We start from the raw sequence: 22,820 nt of genomic DNA, 5'->3' as shown, positions 1-22,820 counted from the left end.
TGTATATTTAGGTTTTAGATATGTTATCATATCTAAAACTTAAATTAATTTACAAGAAATTAAGGCTAAAAATATAAATTTAAATTATTATATATAAAATAATTTTATATATTTAGCTTATATAAAATATGAATTATAATGTGTGGGAATAATTTTTTAGATACACAGGGGGAAAAATGGACAAGAGAATTGATTTAACCGAAGGAAAAATAACAAGCAACCTTATAAAACTTTCCATACCTATTATGGCTACCTCTTTTATACAAATGGCTTATAACATGGCAGATATGATATGGGTTGGTAGAATAGGAAGTAATGCAGTGGCAGCTGTTGGAACAGCAGGATTCTTTCCTTGGCTTGGTATGGCCTTTGTAATGATTTCTAAGGTGGGAGCTGAGATAAAAGTAGCACAGAGCTTAGGAAGAAATGATATAGATAGCACAAAGGATTATATAAAAAGTGCCTTTCAAATAAATATTATACTAGCTATTATTTATTCAATAATATTACTTTTATTTAATAGTCAGTTAATAGGATTTTTTGACTTAGGTGATGCTGAAGTTATAAAAATGGCTAAGACATATTTAATTGCAGTTGCTTTAGGAATGATATTTAACTTTTTAAATCCAGTATTTACAGCGGTATTTACTGGTTCAGGAGATAGTAGAATTCCTTTTATAGCTAATACTATAGGATTAATTTTTAACATAGTTTTTGATCCAATATTAATTTTTGGTATAGGAATATTCCCAGAGATGGGTGTACTAGGAGCTGCCTTGGCTACAGTTTTAGCTCAGGTTATAGTTACAGTTACATTTTTATATATAATGATAAAAAGTAAGGCTGAATACTTAAAAATAAATATTTTAAGTGGAATTAAAATAAATTGTATGAAAACTTTATTCCATATTGGATTACCTGCAGCACTTCAGAGTGGATTATTTACTGTTTTTTCAATGTTTATAGGGAAAATAGTTGCAGTGTTTGGCCCTGTTCCTATAGCTGTTCAAAAGGTGGGTTCACAGGTTGAAGCCATTGCATGGATGACAGCAGGTGGAATATCTACGGCCTTAAGCACATTTGTTGGACAAAATTATGGAGCTGGAAAGCTAAAAAGAATAGTAAAGGGATTTAATATAACTATGATAATTTCTCTTATAGTAGGAGTATTTGCTTCCTTAGTATTAATTTTCTTTGGAGAAGAGATATTTAGAATATTTATACCAGAGGCACAAGCTATAGAACAAGGAACAGTTTATTTAAAGATACTTGGCTATTGTCAGATTCTTGTTTGCGTAGAAATAACAACAACAGGAGCATTTAATGGATTAGGAAGAACTTATATACCATCAATAATAAGTATATTATTAACAGGAGCAAGAATACCAATGGCTTATATTATGTGTAAACCTGAGTTCTTAGGATTAGAAGGTATTTGGTGGGCCATAAGTATAACAGGTGCTTTAAAAGGGGTAGTAGTATATGCAATATATAGATACTTATATAAGAAAAACAAACTTTTTAAAGTATATAAGGATGAAAATGGAGAGGAATGTATAAGTATATAAATTCAAGTTATATATTTACCACTATGTTTTAAAAATAAGGGATTATATAAAAAAGATTAATAATAAAACTTACAAACGGTTTGAAGAGAAATCTAGTAATTCTCAGAATATGTTTGTAAGTTTTATTAACTTTTTATACAACCCATTTTTACTTATATTATAATTTTTTTCTGTTTAAAATTAATGATAATATAAGCACTATTACTGAAGTTAAAGCTATAGTTCCTCCTGGAGCTAAATCAAATAGAGAAGCTAGAAGTAAACCGCTTAAGACATCTATAACTCCTATTATCATTGAAATAATAAGGGACTTAGTAAATCCTTTTTTAAATTGCATGGCAGTAGCTGCTGGTATAACAATTATTGATGAAATAACCAGTATTCCCATAACTCTAATTGAAACAGAAATAGTAGCTCCTACTATGATTGTAAAAATATAATTTATAAGTTTTGTATTTATTCCAGAAACTTTAGCCCCTTCTTCATCAAAGGTAGTATAAACTAATTTATCATATAATGAAAATATTCCTATAAAACAAAGTAGAGAAACTAAAGCTATTATGGTTAAATCAGTTTTTGAAACTGTTAATATACTTCCGAATAAAAAAGAATTAACTGTTGTACTAGACTTACCACTACTAACTAGTATTAATGCTAATCCTAAACTAAAGGTAAGTATAATAGACATAGATAATTCTGCATATTTTTTATAATAATTTCTTAATAATTCTATAAGTAATGCACAAATAGTAGTAAATAAAAATGCTGTTAAAAGAGGATTAAATCCAAATACTAGCCCAATTGCAACGCCTGCAAAGGAAGAGTGGGAAAGTGTATCCCCTATCATTGAATATCTCTTTAACACAAGAAAAAGTCCTATACAGGGACATAAAAGAGATATTATAAAACCGGCCATAAATGCATTACGCATAAATTCAAATTGAAACATATTTTGTATAATAGACATTTTTAAAAAGAGCCCTTTCTATATAAATTCATTATTTATTTCATCTAGTTTTTTTAAGTATTCATTATTTTTAAATAAAGTAGCTTTAGAATCTTTTAATTCAAGAATATATGATGAATACTTAAGAGATTTTATTATATTGTGTTCAACACATATAATAGTCATTTCCTTCTCTTTATTTAACTTATAAATAAGTTCATATATATCTTTTTGAGTCTTTTCATCTATTCCTGTAGAAGGTTCATCTAATATTAATATATTAGGGTGTCCTATTAAAGCCCTTGCAATAAAAACTCTTTGTTGCTGACCACCAGAAAGAGAACCTATTAATCTATCCTTAAATTCTAGCATATTAACAGCTGAAAGAACCCTGTCTATTTCGCCTTTATCCTTTATTTTTAATGTTTTTAAATGTACTTTTAATACTTCATAAACCGTAATGGAAAATTGGGAGTTAAAGTTATCAACTTTTTGAGGAACATACCCAACGCTGTTTAAATTTATTTCGATGTTTCCCTTAATAGGTTTTAAGTATCCTAAAAGAAGTTTTAAAAGAGTAGTTTTAGAACTTCCATTTTCTCCTACTATTGATATAAATTCATTTTCAGGTAAGGTTAAATTTATATCATTTAATTGATAGGGTTTTTTACCGCTGTAGGAAAAGGAAAGATTATTTATCTTTATCAAATCGTATCACTCCTAGTATAATTCTAAATAAATTATACATGGATTTTAAATCAAGTGCAAATAATTTGCATTTTAAGTTAGCTTTTCTATTTCTTTTAAGTCCCAAACTGAATTTTCCTTTTTTTCAAAGTAAGCTTTGCAAGAAATAGATTGATGAGGCTTATCGTAACTAAGTCCATTAATTTCTACAATTGCAATATCCTTATCTAAAAATGATAATTCAAAATTTTTTATGGTTAGAAGGCTATTTTCTAAATTCCCTCTTGTTGTTAAATATTCAGTTGCAAAGTATAAATCTTTACACTTTTGCTTAATATAAATTTTATTAATAATAAAAACACTTGAAAATATAATAATAAAAAATAGGGATACTCCTAAAATAAGTCTTCTTAGCATAAATTTATTCATGAAAAATCACCTCTAGTATATTAATGTTACATAAAATATATTACCATAATTTTACAGTTAAATAAATATAAAGAGGAAGACTTTATTATATACGGCATATGCACTTGCAAATATAAATAGAAATTTTATAATTAGTATATATAGTAAAATAGGAAAGGATGATATAAGATGGATTTTTCTTCATTAGTTATAATGGAAAAAGATAAAGAAAATGGAGTTATAAAGGGTGAATTAGGAAGTTATTCAGTTTTAGAAGGAACTAATTTTGTTAAAAAATTATATTGCGTAGATGGAGATGTAAGTCTTTTTTTTGATACAGACAAGGATGTTTCAGAATGGGAATTTTCAGCAATATATGATTTGTTCAATGTGGAGGCCCTTACTTCATTAGGATATATAGTAGAAGAGTTTGATGAAGAATATAATCCAACTTGGGTAGTCAAATTTAAATTTGATGATGAGCATGAGGAAATGAGAGCAGTTTTAAATGAAGTTTGCTCTATTATAGATAAACAAATGAAGAAGGTTTTTGAGGACATAAAGGGTAAAGAAGAAGATTATAAATAATATTTGAAAGGAGAATTAAAATGAGTGAGGTCAAAAAACTTAGAAGAAGAGATGAAATTCCAGAAAGTGATAAGTGGAGAATTGATAAAATTTATGAAACTCCAGCTAAATGGAATGAGGAATTAAATAAGTTAAAAGAGGAAGCTCCAAAATTAAAAGATTTTGAGGGAAAGTTAGGAAACAAGGAAGACTTAAAAGCTTTTCTTTTATTAAATGAAAAGTTAAGCAGAAAACTTGGTAAACTATATGTTTATGCTCATATGAGAAGTCATGAGGACACATCTAATCCTGAAATGCAATCTTTAGTAAATAAAATAGATCCATATTCAGCAGAGTTTTCAAGTTATACTGCATACTTTGTTCCAGAGATATTAAGCTTAAAAGAAGGAACAATAGAAAATTTCATAAATGAGGATAAGGATTTAAAACAATATAAAATATATTTTGAAATGATATTAAATGAAAAGCCTCATATATTATCAAAGGAAGTTGAATCTGTTTTAGCTTCTGTATCAGATTGTTTAGGAGCTCCAGAGAGCATATATTCAATGCTTACTAATTCAGATATGACTTTTGGAGAGATAGTAGATGAAAGTGGTAGAAAGGTAGAATTAACTGAAGGAAACTATATTTCTTTTATAAAGAGCAAAGATAGAAAGGTAAGAGAAGCTGCCTTTAAACTTTTATTTGGAACATACAAAAAGTATGAAAATACTTTAGCAACAAGTTTAACAAGTTCTATTAAAAACTTTGTTTTTGAAAGCAAAACAAGAAAATATAATAGTTCCTTAGAGGCTTCTTTAAAACCTAATAATATTCCAGTAGAAGTTTACTATAATGCTTTAAAAACTGTAGATGAAAATATGGATGCTCTTCATAGATATGTTAGAATTAAGAAAAAACTTCTTAACTTAGAAGAAATTCATATGTATGATTTATATGTTCCAGTTATAGAATGCAAAAAAGAACATTTAGAGTATAAGGATGCCATAAGTTTAGTTGAAGAAGGATTAAAACCTTTAGGAAAAGAATATTTAGACATATTCAATGAAGGAATAAATGAAGGTTGGATAGATGTATATGAAAATAAAGGAAAGAGAAGTGGAGCTTATTCATGGGGATCCTATGATACTATGCCATATGTATTATTAAACTATAATTATGAGTTAAATGATGCATCAACTTTAGCTCATGAAATGGGTCATTCAATACATTCTTATTATACTAGAAAGACTCAACCTTATATTTATGGAGATTATAGTCTTTTCTGTGCAGAAGTTGCTTCAACAACAAATGAAATTTTACTTATACATCATTTAATAGAGAAAGAAACTGATAAAAATAAAAAATTATATCTAATAAATCAAGAGTTAGAGCAAATAAGAACAACTGTCTTTAGACAATTAATGTTTGCAGAATTTGAGTTAAAAACTCATGAAGCTATTGAAAATGGAGAATCTCTTACATCAGAAGTTTTATGTAAGATGTGGAAAGATATAAACATTAAATATTTTGGTAAAGATATGAATGTAGATGAAGAAATATCTATAGAATGGGCTAGAATACCTCATTTTTATTCTGATTTCTATGTATATCAATATGCTACAGGCTATGCAGCTGCATCTTCCTTTGCAAATTCAATTCTTTCAAAAGGAGAAGAGGCTGTTGAAAAATACAAAGGTTTCTTAAAGGCTGGAGGATCAATGTATCCTATAGATACATTAAAAATGGCTGGAGTAGATATGACAACATCTAAGCCTCTTAAAGATACCTTAGATAGATTTAATGAGCTTTTAGATATGTTGGAAGAAATTATTTAGAAGATTGAGGAGAGGCAATGAGTAAATTTGAGCAAGATTATTTCAACTTACTTATAAATAATTATGGTTTTTATGTAGAAGACTTAAAAGGAGAACAGGATAAAGAACTATGGATAGCTTTAAAGACAGTTAAAGATGATGGAAAATATGCAGTTATAATATCTAAGTCTTATGAAGAGGAAGAAAATTTAAAAATTGCAGAAGATTATTTAAAAAGCTTAGGTAAGTCATATTCTCTTCATAATATAATTCTTTATAAAAGCTATGATAGGGATGAAAAAAAGGATGAAGACTTTTCTATAGATGAGAATTGTCATAGAGTAATTGTTGATGTTCAGAAAAGAGAAGTTTTAAAAAGTGATAGGAGCTCTGAGCCTCTAGCAAAAATATTAGAATTTTTATTAAAAAAGAAAGAAGAACCAAAGGTTCCTTGGTATAAAAAATTAAGATGTGGAAAAGTTACAGGAATATTGATTGGTTTAAATATTTTAGCTTTTCTAGTTTGTCTTATTGTAGCTACTGCTTTAGGTGCTGGATTCTTCAGAAATATAGTAGAGATGAATCCACAAATTCTATATTGGATGGGTGCTAAGCATAATAATGCAATAATATTCCACGGAGAATATTATAGATTAGTAACCTCTATGTTTTTGCATGGTGGAATAGTACATCTTTTATTTAATATGTATGCTCTATATATATTAGGAGATTTCATAGAAAGGATTTATGGAGCGAAAAAATATTTAGCTATCTATTTTGTTTCAGGAATAGTAGCAAGTATATTTAGCTTATACTTTTCACCAGTTATGGGAGTTGGAGCTTCAGGAGCTATATTTGGACTTTTAGGGGCAGCTTTAGTTTTTGCTTATAATGAAAAAGATAGAATTGGTAAAGCCTTAGTAACTAATATAATAGTTATTATATTGCTTAATGTATTTATCGGTCTATCAATGTCTAATATAGATATATCTGCTCATTTTGGCGGATTCATAGCAGGAGCTATTTTAGGACTTTTCTTCCATAATTATAAAATAATAAGAAAATAAAAAAATTCCTCTGTTTTAAATAAGGCAGAGGAGTTTTTTTACCTTCAAAATTAAGAATAAATACTATATACTAAAAGATGGATAATTATTAAATAATAAGGGGAGAAGTATTTTGCAAATTTCAAATGTAGATATAAAATTAAATTCAGATGACTTAATGAGCTTTATTAATGATTTTGTGAAAATTAAAGGTTTAGAAATAAAAAGCTTAAAAATAAACAATAGTATAGAAGTGGAAGGCGTATTCAAAAAAGTTCTTGCTTTAGGTTTTAAGGCAACCTTGGATATTTTAGGAGTAGAAGGGGATAATCTTGTTATAGAATTTTCAAAAGCTAAACTTATGAGTGTTGGAATTTTAAAGCCTTTTAGAAAAATAGGTCTAAAGATAGCTTTAAAAGGTTTTAAAAATCAGGGGATATTAGTTAAAGAGGATAAAATACTTGTAGGTTATAAGAAAATACTAGGTAATATACCTTTCTTAAATTTAGATTTTAAGGAATTAAAAATTCAAGGAGAGGTTTTAAATATTGGCTTAGAAAAAATAGATGTAGAGCTTTCAAAGATTAAGGAACCTGTTTTAGAAATAGAAGTAAGAGATGATATTGAAGAAGAGGAAAAGACAGATGATTACATAATGAGCATTGATGTACAAAAAGTTGAGGACATGTATACAAGTAGCAGAGAGTATGTGGTTAATCATATTCCAGATAAAGCTAAAGATTATAAGGATTATATTATGTTCTTACCAGATATAGTAGCTTTAATATTTAGACTTTTAAAAGATAATAGAGTTCCTATGAAGACTAAGGCTGTAGTAGGTGCCTCTTTAGGATATGTAGTTTGTCCATTTGATATATTACCAGATAAAATACCTTTTGTAGGTGCTTTAGATGATTTAAGTGTAATTTTCTTTGCTTTAAATAGAATAATAAATGATGTAGACATAAATGTTATATTAGAAAATTGGCAAGGAGAAAATGAATTTGTAGTTATTTTAAGAAAGACTGTAGAATTCTTTAGTGGATTTACAGGTGCTAATAATTTAGATAATATATATGAAGTCATAGATGTAATAACTAATTAAAAAAGGAGTAAAATAATGGCTAAAAAATATTATGCTATAGCAAAAGGAAAATCAGGGATTCCTAAGATTGTTGAGACTTGGACAGAATGCCAAAAAGAAGTAATAGGATGTAAAGGCGCTAAGTACAAAAGTTTCGCTTCAAAGGAAGAGGCAGAAAAGTTTATTTCTATTCATGAAAATGGAGGAAGCTTTGAGGAAGTTAAAGGAAATGAAGAGGTTAAGGATGATTTAATTTATATTTACGTAGATGGTAGCTTTATGGTTTCTAAAGAAAATTATTCTTATGGCTTCTTAGTAGTAAAAAATGATGAAATATTATATGAAGATAATGGTGTTGGATATGATAAAGAAGCAATAGCTCTAAGAAATGTATCCGGAGAAGTTGAAGGAGCTATGAAGGCAATTGAATATGCCATAGAAAATGGATATAAAGATATAGTTCTTTGTTATGATTATCAAGGAATTGAGAGCTGGGCTTTAGGAACTTGGAAAAGAAATAATAGAATAACTCAAAATTATAATGAGTTTATGCAAGAAAAATTTAAACTCATAAAGGTTAGATTTAAAAAAATAAAAGGACACAGCGGAAATAAATTTAATGATAGGGCAGATATACTTGCCAAAAAAGCATTAGAAAGTCTTTAATGCTATGAATTACCTCTAATAAAAATGTTTTAATTAGACAAACTAAATATGAAATCATTATTAAAAGAGGTGATTATTATGGCAAAAAAATTAATGACTACTTTAGCCATAGGTGCTATTGGAGCAGCTGTTGGTATGATGGTAACTCCAAATTTAGACAGAAAAACTCAAAGAGCTCTTAAAAAGGCTTCAAGAAGAATGATTGATGCAGCGGGCGAAAGTATGGGATGGATGGAATAACTTATAAAAAAGCAGCTTAAGGCTGCTTTTTTGTATATATATAGAAATTTTTTTATTATGTAGAGAAATTTTCAATTATAATATATAATATTTTTAAAGAATAAGTATATATATTAAAAAATTAAAGATATAAGTTATTAAAATTAAAGTATATGATTAAAAAATGTTAAAAAATGCACAAACATATAGATTTTTTTACAAAAATACTGAATAATTGACATTAAAACCTAAATTTATGATATAATTTAATTGGTTATGGATGTTAAAATAATAACAGTAAGAGGATGATTTAAGCTATGGAAATATTATCATTGGGAGAAAAAATAAAAAGAAGAAGAAAAGAATTAAATATGACTCTTAAGGAATTAGCGGGGGAGAGAATAACACCAGGACAAATCAGTTTAGTAGAGTCAGGGAGATCAAATCCTTCAATGGATCTTTTAGAGTATATTGCAATCACGCTAAATACTTCCGTTGAATATTTAATGGAAACGGAAAAAACATAAGCTGAAAAGATATGTTTATATTACGAGCAAATAGCAGAAAGTGCTATTTTAAATGATGATATAAAAAAGGGTGAGAAATTTATAGAATATGCAATATATTATGCTGATAAGTATGACCTAATATATAGAAAAGCTAAAAACTTAGCATTAAAGGCTGAGATGTATTTAAAAAGCGAAGAATACGTTTTAGCTCAACAATATTTCTTATCTGCAAATATGTTGTTTTTACAAATAAACAGTAATATAGATATGGTAAAAACATACTTGAATATAGCAAAAATAAGCTTACATTCAAAAGCATATTATTCAGCTAATTCATACTTAAAAGAAGCTGAAAAGATATACATAAATAATAAATTAACTGAAGATTTACTTCTAGGAGAAATATATTATTTAATATCAAAAACATACTTCTTTATTGAAAATATACAAAAGGCAATCAATTTTGCATTTTTAGCAAAAAGCGAATTTGAAAAAGTTTACAACAAGAAAGCTTATGCTAAGAGTTTGGAATTACTAGCAGAAGAGCATGCTAAAGTTGGTGATTTAGAAAGTGCAATAGCATACTCAAAGCAAAGTCTTAACGTTTATAAAGAATTAGAACAATTAGATAAAATAAGTTCAATAGAAGATTCTTTAGGAAAATTATTCTTTGAATTTGACAATATAGAAGAGTCCTTTGAACATTATAATAGAGCTATAAAAATAAGAGAAGAAAACACTGATTCTAAACTTTTAGATACTTTATTTAATTTATGTGAAAATCATATTAAGACAAAAAATATGAATAAATGCATAGAAATTCTTAATGAAATAAAAAATAAATTAAATGTAAGTGATGTTAATAGATTAATAGAATATAAGATTCTGACTTTTAGAATAGAAGTCTTACAAAACAATATAAAAGAAGCAGAAAATATTTTATTAGATACACTTGAAATTGCTAAGAGAAATGATATGAAAAAGAAAGAAGCAGATATCTCCATAAGACTAGGTAAATTCTATTTAGAGCTTAAGAGAGATTATGAAGCGGCTAAATACTTAGACAAGGGTATAAATAACCTGAAAAATTTAGGTGTAATTAAAAGTTAAGGTATAGGTGAGAGTGATGGATTTTTTATCTACTGGGGAGAAAATAAAAAGAGCTAGAATATATAAAGGTTTAACATTAAAGCAACTTTGTGAAGATGATATATCTATATCTAGAATGAGCTGTATAGAGAATGGAAAAGTAAAAGCAGATAAATGGGTACTAGAGTTAGTTGCTAAAAGATTAGATTTAGATTTAGAGTATCTTTTATGTGATGATATAACACAACTAAATAATTCTATTGATAAGTATATTCAAAAGAAAGTCTTAACTGAAAGTGAAGCTGATGAGATAAAAGAGTACTTAGAATATTCTTTAAGCAAAGAATATGAAGATATTTCTGCAAAACTTATGCATATTTTATTTATAAATTATACTAATATTAGGGAATTTAAAAAAGCAAAAGATTTATTAAATGAGTATTCAAACATATACGAAAGCAATAAAGAGAGCAAAAGATTATATTATGAGGATTTAGCTTTATATTTTACAGTAAGAAAGAATTTTGCAGATGCAATAACATATTATAACATGCTTTTAGATTTCCTATTAAAAGATGGAATAGAAAAAAATAATGAGCTTTATATAAAAAATGCTACAGCTTTAGCAATATGTAATTACAGAGTTGGTAATATAGAGAAAAGTAGAGAAATAATAAAAGATATTTTCTCTATTCATGGAATTGATCTTAATAGTAAGTGCTTAGGGGAAGCCCAAGGAATTTTAGCTATTTTAGCACTTCTAGAAGGAAATAGTGAAGAGTTTGAAAGAAATTATACTTATTATAAAGAAAAGATAGATTGTAATTCTTACAACTGGAAAAGAATAAATAGTCTTATTATTGATGCTTTCTTAAAATGCGGAAAATATGAAGAAGCCCAAAAGCTTACTGAAGAATCTATAGAACAGGTTAATAAGGAAGATAAAATAGGGTATATAGAACTTTTATTATTTATAATAAATGTTTACAATGCTAATGGATGTATAGAAAGTGTTAAGGAATATTGTGAATTATCACTAGAATTAGCAATAAATAAAAATAATATGTTCTTTATAGAGAGAAGTTATTATTTTAAAGCAGAATTAAGTAAAAACGAGAGAAATGATATGCAATGGGAAATGTATATGAATTTAGCAACAGATCTTTTACTTAAATTTGGTACATATGAAGAGAAAAGAGAAAGATATTTAGAAATGGCTGATCTTTATCACTATTTAGATGATACTAATGAAGCTTTAAAATATTTAAGTTTTGCTATAAAAGAAGTGGATAATTTATATTAATATAGAATTAAGGAATTATATTAAATTAACTTTTTATACGCTTTACAAACACTATGAAGAGAATATCTAGTAATTCTCGGAATATGTTTGTAAAGTGTATTACTAATTTTGATGTAACTCCTTAATTTTATTTTAAAATGAAAGAAGAGCTAGAATTTTAAATTCTAGCTCTTTTCATATATATTTAATCTCTATAAAATAAGTCCATTGTTTGTTGTAAAAAACTTAATTTGCAATTAAAACAATTTAAATTAATCGGTCTAAAAAACTTTTTTAGCCTTGCCATAAAAAATACCTTCTTTCATATCTTCTCTTTTCTTCTATATTTATATTATATACCTATTTCCTTAATAAAATAATTTGCATGTATGTTTAAAAAAATGTACAAATGTAAGGAAAGTTTTTAAGGAAAATATTTGAAAAAGGCAAAAAAGTACTCTTTTTTCATGGTTATTATACAATATTAAACTTTTTTTAGTATAAATAGTTCTGCACAATATCCTTGAAGAGTTGTTTGTATATTTAAAATAGTATTTTTTTTGGCGTACTTAAATTCTATTTTAGGATAGGAAGCTTGGAATAATATATCCTTTTCTGCTTTTCTTAATCTTTTAGGTTTTCCCATGGAAAGCCAGTAATTAAATGAAGAGCCAAAGTTCTCCCCTATGGTGTATTTAGTTATTCTAACATCGCTATCTAAATCAAGTAAGTTTAAGGAAAGTTTTTTATCTACCAAGTCTTTAACCCCTCTTAACTTAGTAAAGTTTTTAAAATCTATAAGGGAATCAATTTCATCATTATAGGTATATACAAGAAGTTGATATTCATCCTCTGACTTAGTTAGTATATATCCATCTCCCTTATAAAGAAGTGTGTCTCCTAGTTTGCTTAAAAAATAGTAAGCATAATAAGAGGGTTTTTTAATTCCTTTATCATTTACCATTGCTGGATAGCCAAAGAAAACTTCATTTGTAATGTCAATTTGTCTATCTAAGGCATCAAAGGCTTTTATAAAGTTTAATTTGCTTCCTGAGCTTACAGTATTATGAATTATAAATGGAAGCATATAAGCTGTGTCATATATTAAATCTATTTTATTGTTTGGAGTATAAAGTTCATTTACTAAATTTAAATCCTTAGATTCAAACAATTCAATTAAAGAATTCTTTAGATCCTCATTAAATGTAGAGGTAAATTGGAATTTTAAATCTGTTAATTCAAAACTTTCTACCTCGCTAAAAAAGTCTATAAAGGATTTTATAACATCTAAGAAATTATCCTTAGAATATCCAGAATCATCTAGGACTATTAAAGGGATTAAATCTAATGAAGATATATATTCAAAAATATCAAAGGTTCTAGTCCAGTTAAAGAATTTTGAACCAGGGAATATGCCCATATCTGATGAAAATACATGTAGAAGTCTTATATAGTTATACCCTATATGATCTTGAAGATCTTCAACAATATCTTGGTTATCTTCTAATAATAAGTCAAAGGCATCTCCTACATTAAGAACTTCTTTAAAGTATTTATTAAATTCAGTGCCTTCAGTATTCATATTAAAAGTAAGCTTATGAATCTTATCTTCATAATTAAATCTTGGATAATCATCTAAGTAATAAGATAGTTCCTCAAGACTATCAGCTAAGGGATAGTAAGTTATTTCTTTTTGTTTATTATATTCCTCTTCACTTATTTTATGTTTTTTTCTAAATTGAAGAGGAGTGCAATTGTAATAGGCCTTAAAATGTTTATTAAAATAACGAGTATGAGAAAAGCCTATTTCATAAGATATTTCAGATAAGGACTTATCAGTATCTAAAAGAAGTTTTACTGATTCTTCAACTCTAGTTAAGTTTAGAAGGTCTGTAAAACTTAGTCCTGTTGCATATTTTATTTCATGGGAAAGATAATGAGTACTAAGAAACTCAGTATTAGCAATATCCTTTAAGGTTATATTCTTATTGTAGTTATTATATATATACTTAGAAATTCTATGGTACCTTTCTAGTAACATATTATTCTCATGAATTTCATCATTATCATATAAAAGATAGTGGAAATTATTTAAAAGGTGAAATAAAAGCTCTACTAGGGATTTTTCTATATATTTATCATAATCATCTACTTTTTGAGCTTCTTCACATAATATAATGGATAAAAATACTCTAAGTTTATCGTAAGATTCATCACTTTGAGCACCTTCATCAGAGGTGTTAGTATAGAAAAACATATTTTCTATATCGCTATAATATTTTTCGAAAAAGTGTGGATCTATTTTAAATATTAAAACTCTGTTATCCTTATTAGAATAAATTCTATGAGTTTGTTCTGTGTTTACTATTTCAATTTCATCTTCTTGTATTTCATAACTGTCAGTATCTATATCTACTTTTATGCTGCCCTTAAGAACATAAAGTATTTCTATTGCATCATGCCAATGCAAGGGGTAGTTTTTTATGTTTACATAAGATATGGTTACAGGTATGTCTGAAGGGAAATTAACATATTCTTTTCTCACTTAAAAAACTCCTTTATATAATAGGATTAAACTAAATTCTAAACAGTATTTGTTATATAAAATTTAGTTGAATTTATTTAATAAAATTAATTCTTAAAAAGATTTTTATATTAATAAGCTATTAATTACTGTAATTTTAAATAAATTCGCTTTTATTAATATTATATCCTAATAAATTTTAAAAATAAAATTTGTTAAATAATGTTATAGGGTCAGTTGATAAAAATAATAGGATGATTTAATATTAAAAGTGGTGATTACTTTGAATTATGTTTATATTTTAAAATGTAAAGATGAATCTTTATATACTGGATGGACTAATAATTTAGAAAAAAGAATAAAAGCACATAATAATGGATGTGGAGCTAAATATACTAGAGGAAGAGGGCCGGTAAAACTTGTTTATTTTGAATCTTTTGAGAATAAAAGAGAAGCTCAAAGTAGAGAGTATTATATAAAGAAGCTTACAAGAAATCAGAAGTTACAACTAATAAGTAGCAAAAGTATTAAGGAGGAAAATTATGAAAAAGAAATTAACCTATGATATTTATTTTGAAATTATTTTTTATATTTTACTTGTAGCATATTTAATCTATGGAATAATAAATAAAGATTTGATTTTATTATATTCAACAGGTTTAACCTTTATAACCTTAATTTTACCTAGACTTATATGTAAGATTGCAAAAATAAAATTATCTCCATTTTTAAATTTTATAATTGTAGGCTTTATATTTATTTCAATGTTTTTAGCTAAGGTAAATAATTTTTATGCAATACCACACTGGGACACTTTTTTACATACTGTATCAGGAATATTAACCTTTATACTTGGTTATATGTTATTTTTATATCTTAATAATTACAAAACTGACAATGTAAATTCTTTAGTTATAGCTATTTTTTCTATGATATTTGGAATTGCTTGCACAGCAGTATGGGAAATGTGGGAGTTCTTTACTGATCAAACCTTTGGATTAACTGCTCAAATAAGTTTATTTGACACTATGAAAGATATAATAACAGGAAGTATATTCCCTATAATTTTAGCTCCATCTTTAAATAAGTTTTTAAAGGGAAAAAAGAATAGATTATTTCAAGATTTAACAGACTTTATGAGAGAAAATAATAAAAGAAAATAGAGTTAAGAAGAGTATGATGTATCAAAATAACTAAGTCATAAGTTCTAGTTTTGATACATCATATTTTTTATAGTAAAAAATATTGATTTATTATTAATTAATTATGGATAAAAAGTTAAAAATAAATTTTTTCTTCTTTTATTATAGTGATTAAGGCTTTTTTATTTTAGAATTTAAGGGAAGACTTTTAAGTGGGGAGGCTTTAACATGTTTAGGGAAGAATTTAGTAATGTTATTAGTGCAGGTAGAGGTAAGATTGACTTGCTAAATAATAGTAAGGGCCGTTATTTAGTATATGCTATGCTTGCTGGACTTTATGTAAGTTTTGGTATAATGCTAGCATTTACCATAGGAGGAATATTAGATAGTGCTAATTCTCCAAGCACTAAAATAATAATGGGAGCATCTTTTGGTGTAGCCTTAAGTTTAGTGGTTTTTGCAGGATCAGAACTTTTTACAGGAAATAATTTTGTAATGACTATAGGAATGCTAAACAAAGAGGTAACATTTAAAGAATGCGGAAAAGTATGGGGACTAGCTTACGCTGGTAATTTTTTAGGATCTATAATAGCCGCTTTAGGTTTTATAGGGGCAGGATTAACTACAGGTAGTGTAAGTGATTTTATGATTAAAACTGCGGAAATAAAAATAAGCTTGCCACCAGAGCAATTATTTATAAGAGGAATATTCTGTAATATATTAGTATGCTTAGCTGTATGGTGTACCTTTAGATTAAAAACAGAAACATCAAAGTTAATAATGATATTCTGGTGTCTTTTTGCCTTTGTAACATCTGGTTTTGAACACAGCATTGCAAATATGAGCTTATTAGTAATAGGAGTTATATTAACAAAGGGAGCTACTATAACAGTAGCAGGAAGTTTATATAATCTATTTTTTGTTACATTAGGAAATATACTAGGTGGTGTTCTTTTAGGGGTAACCTACCATTATATAGCTAATAAAAAAGTAGAAAATAAAAAACTAGTTCATATTCAAAAATAGCTTTTTATAAAACTTACAAAGATTATGAAGAGGATTCTATTAATTCTCAGAATAAGTTTGTAAGTTTTTTTATTATATTTTCATAAAATCCTATTTTATATTTTTCTTTTAAATGTTAAAAATATAATTATATAAGTTCTATTATTTAATGAAATTTTGTGTTAAATTAGATTATATTGTGTTTGAATAATAAGATTTTTATAGAGTAGGAGAGATTATGAAAGCATTAAGTAGTGATAAATTAAAAGATATAAGTTTCTTTTCGGGACTTAATGATGAAACCTTAAAATATATAGAGAAAAATTCTAAAGTTTTAAAAAAGAAAAAGGGAGAGCATATTTTTAGAGATAAAGATAAGGTTCAGGATATTTTTATTGTTTTAAAAGGAAAAGTAACCCTATATAAGATGAATGAATATGGGCAAAAGAGAATAGTTTACATACTTGGAGAGGAAAGCTTTTTAAATGAAGTAATAGTTGATGACCTTCCTGCCTCAATAAATGGAGAAGCTTTTGAAAACTCAATAATACTGAGTATAGATAAAAATAAATTATTAAATATAATGAGCCAAGATTTTGAGCTTACAAAGATTGTTTTAAATGAAATGAGCAAGAAGGTAAGAAGATTATATAGACAAATGAAAAATGTAACTCCAATAAAATTAGAAAAAAGAGTAGCAGCAAAGCTTTGGAAGTTAAGCAAGGATTATGGAAAAGAAGTGCCAGAGGGGACACTTATTGACTTAGATATAAGTATAACTTACTTAGCAGATATGTTTGGTTCTCCAAGGGAAAGTGTATCTAGAGCTATTAAAACCTTAAGAGATGAAAATCTAATAATAAAAGAAAACAAAAAGATAATAGTACCTGATAGAGAAAAAATTGCTGCATATTTTAAATCATTAATATAAATAAGCTTTAGAAATTAAAAGCTATAAGGGGTTATTTATTTTTTTGTTTTGTAATTTAAGAATTTTTACAGTGTAACAAAAATCACATACTCAATAAAACTTTATTCTTATAATAGACTTTGTTAAATTCTTAATTATTAAAATATTATAAACAAATGAAAGAAAAAAACTTTCATTATTATAATCTATTAGAATTTATTTAATTTCAAAATAAAGTTAAATTTAAGAGGTGTTTTATTATGGGTTTAAGGCTTACAAAAGACAATTTTGATAAGATAATAGACTGTTTAAAAAAAGAATATAAGATATACGCTCCTAAAGTTATGGAAGGTAAAGGAAGATTTTCAGATACTGACATGACAAGATATGGAGAAATAGATTCTATAAATGATATTGAGTTTTCAAAGAAGTCAGATTTCTCATATAAAGAAGTTTTACTTCCAATAACTCAAACTTTATTCTTCTTTACTGAAGATAAATTTAGTGAAGCAAGTGTAGAGGAAAAGAATATATTAATTTTCTTAAGAAGCTGTGATATGCATTCCTTAAGAAGAATTGATGATATATACTTAAGAAATGGTTTTGAAGATCCTTACTACAAAAAACTAAGAGAAAAAGCTAAGTTTATAGTAATGGGATGTGAAAATAGCTTTGATAATTGTTTCTGTGTAAGCATGGGAACTAATAAAACAGATGAATATTCAGCATATATAGGATTAGATAATGATGAAGTTTTATTAGATATAAAAGATGAAGAGTTATCAAAAATCTTTGAAGCAGTAGAAAGTAATAAAGAAGAAGTTTCACCAAAGTTTGTAGAAGAAAATGAAACTAAGGTTGAAGTTCCAGAGGGAATTGATTTAAACATAATAAAATCAACTGTATGGAATGAATACTCAGAAAGATGTATAGCTTGTGGAAGATGTAACTTTGTATGTCCAACATGTACTTGTTTCACTATGCAAGATGTATTCTACAAAGATAATGAAAATGCAGGTGAAAGAAGAAGAGTTTGGGCTTCATGTCAAGTAGATGGATATACAGATATGGCTGGTGGACATAGCTTTAGAAAAGATAAAGGTCAAAGAATGAGATTTAAAGTTATGCACAAAGTATATGACTACAAAAAGAGATGGGGATACCATATGTGTGTTGGATGTGGTAGATGTGATGATATCTGTCCAGAATACATATCTTTTTCAGAATGTGTAAATAAACTTAAAGATGCTATAGAAGAGGTGAAGGATAATGCATAATGAATATACTCCTTTTATATCAAAAATATTAAACGTAAAAAAACATACTGACATAGAATATACTTTTAGAATGGAATTTAAAGGTGATGTTAAGCCAGGACAATTCTTTGAAGTTTCTCTTCCAAAGTTTGGAGAGGCGCCAATATCAGTAAGTGGTATAGGAGAAGACTATGTGGAACTTACAATAAGAAGAGTTGGAGTAGTAACAAATGAAATATTTGAAAAATACGAAGGAGATAAACTTTTCTTAAGAGGACCTTATGGTAATGGCTTTGATGTTAACAACTACAAGGGAAAAGAAGTTATAGTTGTTGCTGGAGGAACTGGACTTTCACCAGTTAAAGGAATAGTAGAGTATTTCTCACAAAATCCAAAAGATGCAGAAAGCTTTACTCTTATAAGTGGATTTAAAGGACCAAAGGATATTCTTTTCAAAGATGACATGAAAGAATGGGAAAAGAATATGAATATGATCATAACTGTTGACTCTGCTGAAGAAGGTTATGAAGGAAATACAGGACTTGTAACTAAGTACATTCCTGAATTAGAAATAAAAGATATGGATAATGTTCAAGTTATAGTTGTTGGTCCTCCAATGATGATGAAGTTTACAGTTTTAGAATTCTTAAAAAGAGGAATTAAAGAAGAAAATATTTGGATATCTCAAGAAAGAAAAATGTGTTGTGGATTAGGTAAATGCGGACACTGTAAGATAGATGACACATACATATGCTTAGATGGACCAGTATTCAACTACACTAAGGGTAAACTTTTAATAGATTAGGAGGAAAAGGACTATGTCTTTAGATATAAATACTAAAAAACTTAAGAAGAACGCTTTTAGGGTAACTAAAAGAAGAGGATATACAGCATCAAGAATAAGAGTTCCAGGTGGACACTTAGATGCTAAGTTATTACTTAACATTCAAGAAATAGCTGATACTTATGGAGATGGTACAGTTCATATCACTACTAGACAAGGTTTTGAAATACCAGGAATAGATATGAAAGATATACCAGAAGTAAATAAAAAGCTTCAACCTATTATAGAAGCTTTAGAAATAAATCAAGAAAATCCAGGAGATGGATACAATGCAGCAGGAACAAGAAACGTTTCAGCATGTATAGGAAATAATGTTTGTCCATTTGCTAATTACAATACAACAAATTTTGCTAAGAAAATAGAAAAAGCAATATTCCCAAATGATTTACACTTCAAAATAGCTTTAACTGGATGTCCAAATGATTGTATTAAGGCTAGAATGCATGACTTTGGTATTATAGGTATGACAGAGCCACAATATGAAAGAAATAGATGTGTATCTTGTGGAGCATGTGTTAGAGCTTGTAAAAAGAAAGCTACAGGAGCTTTAAGTTTTGAAAACTTCAAAGTAGTTAGAGATGGAAGCAAATGTATTGGTTGTGGAGAATGTGTTATGAATTGCCCAACAAATGCATGGACAAGAAGTAAAGAAAAATATTACAGATTAGCTATAATGGGTAGAACAGGAAAGAAAAATCCAAGATTAGCAGAAGATTTTATCCTTTGGGTAGATGAGGATAGCATCATAAAAATAATCTTAAATACTTATAAATATGTTACAGAATATATTGCTAAAGATGCTCCAGGTGGAAAAGAGCACATTGGATACATAATAGACAGAACTGGATTTATGGAATTCAAGAAGTGGGCTTTAGAAGGAGTAACTTTATCTGAAAAAGCATTAATGAAAAACAATGTTTATTGGAGCGGAATACATTATACAAACGGATTTTAATAAAGGTCTAGACTTTTATATTAAACTGAGTATTGATTTTTAGATAGACCATAAGATCTAGCTTAATTTCGCAAAGTATTGCTATGATCTGCTTCAGAATAATAGCTAAAGCTTTTAAACTCGCTAAGACTCAAACAAAAAAGCTTCTTAACGTTATTATGATGCAATACTAAATGCCTATTAAGATGGTCTTAAGGTTCTATCTAAAAGTCAGCATTAGTTTAATCAGCGTCTAATAAAAAGCACTCTATTTATAGAGTGCTTTTATTTATATAAGCTATTAATTATAATAAATATGTATTTTTCATATAACTAATACAATTATTTCATTGGGCATATATAATTTTTATGATATTATAAAATAGAGTGTTTTAATAAAATTTTAACATATGATATAAAAACTTAGGAGGCAGTTCATGATAGGAGTTATAGGGGTTAAAAGGAATGTAGATATAGCAATAAGAGAAAAATTAGCCTTATATCCTAAAAAACATAAGAAATACGTAGGAGAATTATTAAATTCATTTAAAGAAGTTGTAATATTAAATACTTGTAATAGAACAGAGATTTATTTTAATTGCACTGAAGAGATTTCAGAGGATGAAATTTTTGATAAAATTTTTAATGTGTTCAATTGGAATGATGATTTGAAAAAATATATGTTTTTATCAAAGGAAAAGAGAGCAGTAACCCATCTTATGGAGGTTATTTGTGGCTTTCATTCAAGAATTTTAGGTGAAGATCAAATTTTAGGACAAATTAAAGGTGCTTATAAAACAGCTATTTCAGATAATAGTATTTCATCAGAATTACAAAAGATGTTTGAAATAGCTATTGCTTGTGGTAAAAAATTTAAAACAGAGTGTAAAATGTTTGAAGTTCCAGTTTCATCAGTATCAATATCAATAAATAGTGCCCTATTAAAAGGATGTAGAAAATTTATGGTATTAGGATATGGAGAAATTGGGAAGTTAGCAATTAAGCACCTTTTAAGCCATAAAGTAGAGTGTATTTATTTAATAGTAAGGGATAAGAGTAAGGCAAGTGATTTAGAAGGTGAAATTGTAGAAGTTTTAGATTTTAATGAGAAAAATCAAGTTATAAATGAGATTGATTGTATAGTTTCTTGTACAGCAGCCCCTCATACAGTAGTTAGAAATGAAGATATAAAAACTGAAGGGGAGACAATACATATATATGATTTAGCTGTTCCAAGAGATGTTGACAAGGAATTATCAGAAAAAGAGAGAGTAATCCTTAAGGATATAGATGAAATAAGTAAGATTGATGATAAGAATAAAAAAATAAGAAAAGAACGAATGGAAGAGTATAAGCATATAGTTGAAGAAAGCATAGATGAATTTTTAAACTGGCTTAAAATAAGAGAAGTTTCAAGTAAAATAAGAAACATAAAAATAAGAGAAAATGAAATTTGTAGTGAAAGAATAAAGACTTTTTCTAATAAAGGAAATGGAGAAAATGCTAAATTAGCAGAAAGAATGATAAAAAGTACAGCTGATGCTTATGTTAATAGGGCAATAGAACTTTTAAAAAGTGAAGCCTTAAAGGGAAGTGATAGTTATTGTGCAGAAATAATAGAGAAGATATTTTTAACTTAGTGCCAATAAACATTATAAGCAATAAATTTCATGTTAAGGTCATAGGTGGAGGAAAAGCAGCCACCATAAAGATTAAAGGATTATTAGAAAAAGGTTGTTATGTACATATTTTATCTAAGGAGTTTTCAAAGGAAATCTTAGATATTGAAAATAAAAATTTAAAACTTGAAAAGGGAAACTATTATAAAGAGTTTATAAAAGATGCTCATCTTATAATAATAGCTGTGGATGAAAGTTCTCTAGTACATAAAATAAGCAAGGATTGTGAGAAAGAATATAAACTATATTTAAATGCAGCCAATTATAAAGAGGGTATGGTAGCTATTCCTTACAGTAGATGTTATGAAAATCTAGGCTTTAGTATAAGTAGTAAATTAGGATCTCCTAGGATAACTAGGGCTATAGGAGAAGAAGTATCAAATATTATTAAGGAAAATGACATATACTCAATTAAGGTGGCAAAAATTAGAGAAAAAGCTAAAAAAGAAGAGTTGAAGGATAATATAATAGAGATTATTTCAAGTAAAGAGTTTAAAAATGCCCTTTTAGAAAAAAGAGAATATGAATACTTAAAAAATCTTTTAGGAGAAGAATTAGCTAATTCATTAACTTTAGGATTAAAGTAATTATAACAGAATTTTTTATGAAAATATAAAAATAATCAAAATGTGAGG

21 protein-coding genes and 1 pseudogene are annotated in these 22,820 nt (G+C 27.0%); 18 read left to right on the top strand and 4 right to left on the bottom strand.

The annotated features are described in order from the left end of the window. Nucleotides 1–176: 176 nt before the first annotated feature. A complete protein-coding gene (locus tag CPF_RS08305) occupies nt 177–1,568 on the top strand; it encodes an MATE family efflux transporter (RefSeq protein WP_011590851.1) in 1,392 nt (463 codons plus the stop codon). A 157-nt stretch (nt 1,569–1,725) separates the two neighbouring features. Here the strand turns inward: CPF_RS08305 and CPF_RS08300 are convergent, their stop codons facing one another. The 3 genes from CPF_RS08300 to CPF_RS08290 form a co-directional block, all read right to left on the bottom strand. Continuing rightward, nucleotides 1,726–2,535 carry a metal ABC transporter permease gene (locus CPF_RS08300; protein WP_003454588.1) on the bottom strand — a complete coding sequence of 270 codons (810 nt, stop codon included), beginning with the start codon at nt 2,533–2,535 and terminating at the stop codon, nt 1,726–1,728. Nucleotides 2,536–2,553: 18 nt separating this feature from the next. Continuing rightward, complete coding sequence (locus CPF_RS08295; RefSeq protein WP_011590850.1) at nt 2,554–3,222, bottom strand: metal ABC transporter ATP-binding protein; 669 nt, start codon at nt 3,220–3,222, stop codon at nt 2,554–2,556. A gap of 72 nt (nt 3,223–3,294) precedes the next feature. Then, complete coding sequence (locus CPF_RS08290; RefSeq protein ID WP_003454606.1) at nt 3,295–3,630, bottom strand: hypothetical protein; 336 nt, start codon at nt 3,628–3,630, stop codon at nt 3,295–3,297. Between the two features lie 168 nt (nt 3,631–3,798). On the opposite strand from CPF_RS08290, the gene CPF_RS08285 reads away from it, so the two are divergent. The 8 genes and pseudogenes from CPF_RS08285 (at nt 3,799) to CPF_RS08255 (ending at nt 11,912) form a co-directional block, all read left to right on the top strand. Next, a complete protein-coding gene (locus CPF_RS08285; protein ID WP_003457290.1) occupies nt 3,799–4,197 on the top strand; it encodes a DUF6762 family protein in 399 nt (132 codons plus the stop codon). A gap of 20 nt (nt 4,198–4,217) precedes the next feature. Beyond that, nucleotides 4,218–6,017, top strand: a complete 1,800-nt coding sequence (gene pepF, locus CPF_RS08280) for an oligoendopeptidase F (RefSeq protein ID WP_003481576.1) — start codon at nt 4,218–4,220, stop codon at nt 6,015–6,017. Between the two features lie 17 nt (nt 6,018–6,034). Beyond that, nucleotides 6,035–7,063 carry a rhomboid family intramembrane serine protease gene (locus CPF_RS08275; protein WP_003454696.1) on the top strand — a complete coding sequence of 343 codons (1,029 nt, stop codon included), beginning with the start codon at nt 6,035–6,037 and terminating at the stop codon, nt 7,061–7,063. A gap of 112 nt (nt 7,064–7,175) precedes the next feature. Next, entirely contained in the window at nt 7,176–8,147 is a 972-nt protein-coding gene (locus tag CPF_RS08270) for a YkvA family protein (protein WP_003481572.1), read from the top strand. 15 nt (nt 8,148–8,162) lie between these two features. After that, a complete protein-coding gene (locus CPF_RS08265; RefSeq protein ID WP_003469106.1) occupies nt 8,163–8,792 on the top strand; it encodes a viroplasmin family protein in 630 nt (209 codons plus the stop codon). Nucleotides 8,793–8,870: 78 nt separating this feature from the next. Then, complete coding sequence (locus CPF_RS15020; protein WP_003457284.1) at nt 8,871–9,032, top strand: YtxH domain-containing protein; 162 nt, start codon at nt 8,871–8,873, stop codon at nt 9,030–9,032. A gap of 296 nt (nt 9,033–9,328) precedes the next feature. After that, nucleotides 9,329–10,630, top strand: a pseudogene (locus tag CPF_RS08260) (helix-turn-helix domain-containing protein). 16 nt (nt 10,631–10,646) lie between these two features. Next, nucleotides 10,647–11,912, top strand: coding sequence for a helix-turn-helix domain-containing protein (locus CPF_RS08255; protein WP_003457274.1), 1,266 nt, complete (start codon nt 10,647–10,649; stop codon nt 11,910–11,912). Nucleotides 11,913–12,375: 463 nt separating this feature from the next. Here the strand turns inward: CPF_RS08255 and CPF_RS08250 are convergent, their stop codons facing one another. Continuing rightward, complete coding sequence (locus CPF_RS08250; protein WP_011010449.1) at nt 12,376–14,436, bottom strand: helix-turn-helix domain-containing protein; 2,061 nt, start codon at nt 14,434–14,436, stop codon at nt 12,376–12,378. A 262-nt stretch (nt 14,437–14,698) separates the two neighbouring features. Here CPF_RS08250 and CPF_RS08245 point away from each other — a divergent pair, with 262 nt between their 5' ends. The 9 genes from CPF_RS08245 to CPF_RS08205 all read left to right on the top strand — a co-directional run bounded on the left by CPF_RS08245 (nt 14,699) and on the right by CPF_RS08205 (nt 22,772). Next, a complete protein-coding gene (locus CPF_RS08245; RefSeq protein ID WP_003454658.1) occupies nt 14,699–14,980 on the top strand; it encodes a GIY-YIG nuclease family protein in 282 nt (93 codons plus the stop codon). After that, nucleotides 14,958–15,578, top strand: coding sequence for a hypothetical protein (locus CPF_RS08240; protein WP_011590848.1), 621 nt, complete (start codon nt 14,958–14,960; stop codon nt 15,576–15,578). The genes CPF_RS08245 and CPF_RS08240 overlap by 23 nt, the downstream gene beginning before the upstream one ends. 207 nt (nt 15,579–15,785) lie before the next feature. After that, nucleotides 15,786–16,583, top strand: coding sequence for a formate/nitrite transporter family protein (locus CPF_RS08235; RefSeq protein ID WP_011590847.1), 798 nt, complete (start codon nt 15,786–15,788; stop codon nt 16,581–16,583). A gap of 217 nt (nt 16,584–16,800) precedes the next feature. Further along, nucleotides 16,801–17,493 carry a Crp/Fnr family transcriptional regulator gene (locus CPF_RS08230; protein ID WP_003469104.1) on the top strand — a complete coding sequence of 231 codons (693 nt, stop codon included), beginning with the start codon at nt 16,801–16,803 and terminating at the stop codon, nt 17,491–17,493. A gap of 239 nt (nt 17,494–17,732) precedes the next feature. Continuing rightward, on the top strand, nt 17,733–18,749 hold the full coding sequence (gene asrA, locus CPF_RS08225; RefSeq protein WP_011590846.1) for an anaerobic sulfite reductase subunit AsrA: 1,017 nt from the start codon (nt 17,733–17,735) through the stop codon (nt 18,747–18,749). Then, the gene (gene asrB, locus CPF_RS08220) at nt 18,742–19,533 is read left to right on the top strand and encodes an anaerobic sulfite reductase subunit AsrB (protein WP_011590845.1); all 792 of its coding nucleotides are present in this window, start codon (nt 18,742–18,744) and stop codon (nt 19,531–19,533) included. The genes asrA and asrB overlap by 8 nt, the downstream gene beginning before the upstream one ends. Nucleotides 19,534–19,546: 13 nt before the next feature. After that, nucleotides 19,547–20,527, top strand: coding sequence for a sulfite reductase subunit C (gene asrC / locus CPF_RS08215; protein WP_003454647.1), 981 nt, complete (start codon nt 19,547–19,549; stop codon nt 20,525–20,527). Between the two features lie 416 nt (nt 20,528–20,943). Further along, nucleotides 20,944–22,146, top strand: a complete 1,203-nt coding sequence (gene hemA, locus CPF_RS08210) for a glutamyl-tRNA reductase (protein WP_011590844.1) — start codon at nt 20,944–20,946, stop codon at nt 22,144–22,146. After that, complete coding sequence (locus CPF_RS08205) at nt 22,110–22,772, top strand: NAD(P)-dependent oxidoreductase (RefSeq protein WP_041702704.1); 663 nt, start codon at nt 22,110–22,112, stop codon at nt 22,770–22,772. Before hemA ends, CPF_RS08205 begins: the two co-directional genes overlap by 37 nt. Nucleotides 22,773–22,820: the final 48 nt, after the last annotated feature.

Source organism: Clostridium perfringens ATCC 13124 (assembly GCF_000013285.1).
Classification (GTDB): domain Bacteria; phylum Bacillota; class Clostridia; order Clostridiales; family Clostridiaceae; genus Sarcina; species Sarcina perfringens.
This window is presented reverse-complemented; position numbering and strand designations above follow the sequence as displayed.

Coding starts and splice junctions, on each gene's coding strand:
- CPF_RS08305 (WP_011590851.1), top strand. CDS start 177: ATGGACAAGAGAATTGATTTAACCGAAGGAAAAATAACAAGCAACCTT.
- CPF_RS08300 (WP_003454588.1), bottom strand. CDS start 2,535: ATGTCTATTATACAAAATATGTTTCAATTTGAATTTATGCGTAATGCA.
- CPF_RS08290 (WP_003454606.1), bottom strand. CDS start 3,630: ATGAATAAATTTATGCTAAGAAGACTTATTTTAGGAGTATCCCTATTT.
- CPF_RS08285 (WP_003457290.1), top strand. CDS start 3,799: ATGGATTTTTCTTCATTAGTTATAATGGAAAAAGATAAAGAAAATGGA.
- pepF (WP_003481576.1), top strand. CDS start 4,218: ATGAGTGAGGTCAAAAAACTTAGAAGAAGAGATGAAATTCCAGAAAGT.
- CPF_RS08275 (WP_003454696.1), top strand. CDS start 6,035: ATGAGTAAATTTGAGCAAGATTATTTCAACTTACTTATAAATAATTAT.
- CPF_RS08265 (WP_003469106.1), top strand. CDS start 8,163: ATGGCTAAAAAATATTATGCTATAGCAAAAGGAAAATCAGGGATTCCT.
- CPF_RS15020 (WP_003457284.1), top strand. CDS start 8,871: ATGGCAAAAAAATTAATGACTACTTTAGCCATAGGTGCTATTGGAGCA.
- CPF_RS08255 (WP_003457274.1), top strand. CDS start 10,647: ATGGATTTTTTATCTACTGGGGAGAAAATAAAAAGAGCTAGAATATAT.
- CPF_RS08240 (WP_011590848.1), top strand. CDS start 14,958: ATGAAAAAGAAATTAACCTATGATATTTATTTTGAAATTATTTTTTAT.
- CPF_RS08235 (WP_011590847.1), top strand. CDS start 15,786: ATGTTTAGGGAAGAATTTAGTAATGTTATTAGTGCAGGTAGAGGTAAG.
- CPF_RS08230 (WP_003469104.1), top strand. CDS start 16,801: ATGAAAGCATTAAGTAGTGATAAATTAAAAGATATAAGTTTCTTTTCG.
- asrA (WP_011590846.1), top strand. CDS start 17,733: ATGGGTTTAAGGCTTACAAAAGACAATTTTGATAAGATAATAGACTGT.
- asrB (WP_011590845.1), top strand. CDS start 18,742: ATGCATAATGAATATACTCCTTTTATATCAAAAATATTAAACGTAAAA.
- asrC (WP_003454647.1), top strand. CDS start 19,547: ATGTCTTTAGATATAAATACTAAAAAACTTAAGAAGAACGCTTTTAGG.
- hemA (WP_011590844.1), top strand. CDS start 20,944: ATGATAGGAGTTATAGGGGTTAAAAGGAATGTAGATATAGCAATAAGA.